The organism is Bellilinea sp., from assembly GCF_034432615.1.
Taxonomy (GTDB): domain Bacteria; phylum Chloroflexota; class Anaerolineae; order Anaerolineales; family Anaerolineaceae; genus Bellilinea.
Genome location: NZ_DAOUBL010000365.1, coordinates 1 through 5,011, shown reverse-complemented (window position 1 = coordinate 5,011; position 5,011 = coordinate 1). Strand labels below are relative to the sequence as shown.

General features: G+C 54.1%; 3 protein-coding genes. 1 reads left to right on the top strand and 2 read right to left on the bottom strand.

Annotated elements, in window-relative coordinates; translation table 11 throughout:
- Window positions 1-443: 443 nt before the first annotated feature.
- Window positions 444-3,302, bottom strand: a complete 2,859-nt coding sequence (locus VAE48_RS16285; RefSeq protein WP_322794392.1) for a PQQ-binding-like beta-propeller repeat protein — start codon at window positions 3,300-3,302, stop codon at window positions 444-446.
- A 462-nt stretch (window positions 3,303-3,764) separates the two neighbouring features.
- On the opposite strand from VAE48_RS16285, the gene VAE48_RS16280 reads away from it, so the two are divergent.
- Window positions 3,765-4,700: an ADP-ribosylglycohydrolase family protein gene (locus VAE48_RS16280; RefSeq protein ID WP_322794391.1), complete on the top strand. Its 936-nt coding sequence runs from the start codon at window positions 3,765-3,767 to the stop codon at window positions 4,698-4,700.
- A 50-nt stretch (window positions 4,701-4,750) separates the two neighbouring features.
- Here VAE48_RS16280 and VAE48_RS16275 read toward each other — a convergent pair.
- On the bottom strand, window positions 4,751-5,011 hold a 261-nt coding region (locus VAE48_RS16275; RefSeq protein WP_322794390.1), incomplete at its 5' end, for a sodium ion-translocating decarboxylase subunit beta.

The window sequence follows — 5,011 nt, the reverse complement described above, 5'->3', positions numbered from 1 at the left end:
CCATGAGGGGATGATATTCGAGTACCGGGTGAGTCACCTGAAATTTACATGGGGAAAAACGCCGTTATCCCTCATGCCCGCCGAAAGTGGCGTGCTTTTAATTGGGTTCAGCGTCCCCATGAGGGGATGATATTCGAGTACCGGGTGAGTCACCTGAAAACCGCAAGGGGAAAAACGCCGTTATCCCTCATGCCCGCCGAAGATGGCGGGCTTTTGTTTGGGTTCCGCGTCCCCAGAAGGGGATGATATTCGAGTCCCTGGTGAGTCACCTTACATTCACATGGGGAAAGACGCCGTTATCCCTTGTGCCCGCCGAAGATGGCGGGCTTTTGTTTGGGTTCCGCGTCCCCGGAAGGGGATGATATTCGAGTCCCTGGTGAGTCACCAGACCGGGTTCAACATCTCTGGCAAGAATGCTGAACCCGGTCTGGAGGAGCAATTTCTTAATTTCCGGCTTGAATGGCAGTCACCAGATTTTGAATGTAAAACAAATCGCCGCGGATAAATGCCGGCACATCAATGTACGGGGTTAACTGGGCTTTGGTTTGGCGTAAGATCAGAGCCCTTGCCTGAAAGAGGGCGTTGATGCTGTAAAGGTTTGCCATCACGCCTTCGCCAAGGCTGGATTCAAAGCGCGCAACGAACCAGTAAGGCGCCACGGCTTCGTATTCCTGCACGGCGGCCTGCACATCATTCAGCCGATTCTGACGCAGGTAATCGGCAACTTCCGGCACCAGCCAGAGGAAGTTTGCCGAAACATCCAGATGCTTTTTGTGATAACGGTCGTTGACCCAGTACGAATCTTTACTGAACAATTGTGCCCGCAAGGAGAGCAGGCGGTTGTATTCATTGGTTACCTGCGTGCGTAATTGAGCATCTTGTGTGGTACGGCCGGCCATCTCCTGTAACCTTAAGAAGCCGATGTAACCTGCCAGGTAAGCATTGTGCTCAAAGGGGCGTTGACGGAAGTAGTCGTTGGTTTGCGAGGAGGAAAAAGAGGTATTGATTTTTGAACGAGCCAGATCGTAGATGCGGCCGGCATCATTTGGAAAAATTTGAGCGTATTTCCACATCGCGTAGAAGTTGAAGGGCGGATATTCCCATGAAAAACCTCTGGCGCGGGTGCGAGGCGGGTGATTTACCAAATCAGCCTGAACCTCAGGGGGGAGAATCATCTCTTCGCGAGGGGCGCCGCTATTCCACCCAATGGTTGCATACATGTTCGGGTCAAAATAGGTGGTGAAGTGTAACTGCAGATAGGGCCGCAACCGGGATTGCAATGCGGGTGAGAGATGGGGATATGCAATGCTGAGTACATACAGCGTTTCGCCCGGGTTGGCAAAGTAATCCACGAATTCGGAATTATTGGCAGCAAACTGGCCAGGGTTGTAATAACCCGGCCGCAAAAGACCCGCGTCAATCATCTTGTTGATCTCTTGCTCCAAACGGGCGGTCAGCTGGGCGTTATCCAGTGAGGCGTTGGCGGGCGGAGCCGGGTTGATGCGGATCATGGGAAGCGAGCCGGGGCCGCTGCCCGTCCCGTAAGCGATGATGGTATTGCTGCGGTGAACGAACAGGCGACCCTGATGCGGAACAATGGGGTTTTGGTCTCCGTGGTTATGATAAGCCGCATTGATACTGTTGGTAGCCCCACGATACCAGCCCTGCAAGCGCGGCCATCCCGGCCAGATGACCCAGGTGGGGTCATAACCGGGGGCCTGCTGTTCCAGATTGTACGACCACAATTGCCGGCTTTGCCCGGGAGCAGTGGCGGAAAAGTAATCACCAAGGCGGTCGCAACACAGATTGCGGTAAATGGTGTTGCCGCCGCCGGAAATAGCCTGCGGTTCGGCCAATGCTCCAGCGCCGCCAATCACCCTCAGGAACGAATCACCCGCATACCAGCCCATCACCCTCCCTTTGGAGTCCGAACAACACTGGTAGAGCGTGCCGGCATAGAGCATACCATTGGGGCCGACAATTGGCGGGTAGCGGTTGCCGGAATTGGTACCCCACCATGCAAAAGGAGCATATTCCATGTAGCCATCGCCATCCGTATCGAAACGGTACTCCTCACCGTTGCTCTGGTTCAAAATGACGAAGACCCGCCGCCACGGCTTGTGCTTGAAGGCATCCGCAGCAGGATCATCTTCAAGATATTCCAGTACACTGCTGGAATCGACCTTGGGAAAATCATTCGAACCCGGCTGCGGGCCGTAAATCGCGCCAACAATTTCCCCTTCCGGGTAGCCCTCGAAGATCCCTTCCAGCTGTAATTCGCGGTAGGTGCCAAAGGTGTTGCCGGACTGATTGGTCACACTGTTCAGGCCGGGGCGGGAACTGGTGCGGTATCCCTGGGCAACCGAAAAGATCACTTTGTCTTGATAAATGACCGGCCAGTAGGACTGGTATTGTTCGCCGGGCAGGATATTGGAACGCCACACCAGCGCGCCGTTGGTAGCGTTGAGCGCATAGGCGCGATTATCGTTGGCGGCAAAATACACCCTCCCGTTGCTGAATGCAGCGCTGAGGTAGATCGGGCCGCCGGCAGTAAATGACCAGAGCAGTTGTCCCCGTTGCGGGGTATGATGAGCGCCGATGGCATACATTTTCCCATCACGATTGCCGATGATGACCTTGCCATCCACTACCAGTGGATTGGCGCTGTAGCCGGCCCCAGCCCCGGCAAACGACCAGAGCAGTTGCCCGGTGCGGGCATCCAGAGCGTGTAGTTTCCTGTCGTAGCCGCCAACGTAGACCACCCCGCTATCTACGGTTGGAGAATTACCAAGCGGTAATTCGGTATCGAAACGCCACGCCAGCGAGCCGTCATTGGCGTTGAGAACCACCAATCCTTTTGCGGTCGAGATATACAGCAACCCGTCCACCGCGATGATTTGCACATTCTGGGGAATGTACGCTTCGAGGGGTCGGTACCACTGCAAGGTCAGGTTTCCGGTCACCTCATGGCTGATCCAGGAAGTGCGTTGCGGATTTCCAGCAACGGTTGACCAGTTTTCGGTACTGGCAGGGCGGCTGACCATGGGAAGGTAAATCACACCTCCATCGTCGTTGGGTACGACTTGATTGGAGATGTTTTTGAAATTTGCCTGAAGGAATTCCCCATTAATGGGAAGTGAGGGGGTGAGGCTGGTTGTGGAAGCAATTACTGGTTTGGAGGTGCCTGCCAGAATAGAGGTAGCTAGTGTAATGAACAGAATCAGGTGAACAATTTTTTTGATTTTTAGCCGTAGTGTTTCAGATTGAACAAACGGTCTGATTGCTTTTTTAGGGGGCATCATGTAGTGTTCCTCTCCATTATGGTTTCCTGGTTGGGTTTATACATTGCACAGGTTGCCCCCTTGCATTCAGGAATCCGTTATCGTCGAGTATATAAGTCATCTATTCGGGTTGTCAAGGAATATCCCCTCAAGATTACAATATTGTTAATTGACAAACTAATCAATCTCAATTCGGGATAAATCATTTCTACATCAACTTTCGCATTTTCGTCCCCCTCCCGCCTCCCCCAAAATCGCCCCTGCGATTTTGGGGGAGGTGCAGGTGGGGGCATTGGCATCGCATGCCGGGTTTTGATCTTATCCCGAACTCACGTTAATCATTTTAACTTCGGGATTATTTTGATAATGCCCGGTTAAGGATAAAGCAGCTCATTTTTCGAAACACCAAATCTGAAATATTCGGTATACTTCTTTTTGACTCATCCGGTAGATCATGAGGGGTTAAGAGGAGTTGCAAAGGCAATGAATGAAACAATCCGCGATCGGCTTCGAGGAGTGGTGGTTGGGGCGGCGGTGGGGGATGCGCTGGGGATGCCGCTGGAGTTCGGCAGTGCAGCGCCGGTTGAGCGCTTGATTCGCACCATGCGTCCCGGCCGTTTACCGGCCGGCTCTTTCACCGATGATACCGAATTGGCGCTGGCGCTTGCCGAAAGTCTGCTGCACGATTTCGATTTGAACCCGGATGATCTGGTGCAGCGCTTTTCTGCCTGGTACCGCAGTAATCCACCCGATGTAGGCATCCACACGGCCAATGTACTGCAGCGCATCAGCAGCGGCATGCCGTGGCAGCAAGCCGTTGAAGAAGTGCAGCAGGCAAACCCGCACAACGCCGGCAACGGATCTTTGATGCGTTGCTACCCGGTTGCGGTTGCCTGCTGGCAGGATCTGCAACGATTGGTTCACCAGTCCCGCCTGCAAAGTCAGGTAACCCATCCGCACCCGGACTGTCTGGATGCGTGTGCTTTCGTCAATGTGATGATTTATCATCTGGTCCACGGCAATTCCCCCCAACAAGCCTACCGGCACGCCCTCGATCAGGTTGCGCTTTCGGAGAGTTTTCGCAACACCTTATTACTGGCGCCGCACCGCAAACGCGATGAATTACGGAACACCGGCTGGGTGCGCCACACGCTGGAAAGCGCGGTTTGGGGGCTGCTGAACACCAGTTCGTTTGAAGATGCCCTGGTTCAGGTGATCAATCTTGGCGCAGATACCGATACCACCGGTGCGGTTACCGGTGCGCTGGCGGGAGCGGTCTACGGCCTCAGTTCGATTCCGGTGGATTGGAAAAACGCTCTGCGGGGTGAATACCCGATTAAGTCTGGCAAAATCTGGCGGCTGGAGGATTTTATTGGACTTGCCGACCAGCTGATGGCCAAGTACCAGATTGCCCAATAAATAAAAATCCCCCGGCAGTTGCGTCCGGGGGAATGAGATTTTGCCTGAACTTATCCCAAAAAGCCGAGGGTTAAGGCTAGCAGCAAGCCGCCAGCAATCACACTCCCCAACTGACCAGCAGTGTTGGCGCCCATGGCGTGCATGAGGATGAAGTTGTCGAAATCTTCCTCCTTGGCTACCTGTGCAGCCAGGCGTCCGGCCATTGGGAAGGCGCTGATACCGCAGGCGCCGATCAGCGGGTTGATCTTGCCGCCAGTAAGGAATGACATGAACTTGCCAAACATCAAGCCGGCAACCGTATCCACCACAAA

Bases quoted from the DNA above. Each gene is read 5' to 3' on its own strand.
- VAE48_RS16285 (WP_322794392.1), bottom strand. From the start codon at position 3,302: ATGATGCCCCCTAAAAAAGCAATCAGACCGTTTGTTCAATCTGAAACA.
- VAE48_RS16280 (WP_322794391.1), top strand. From the start codon at position 3,765: ATGAATGAAACAATCCGCGATCGGCTTCGAGGAGTGGTGGTTGGGGCG.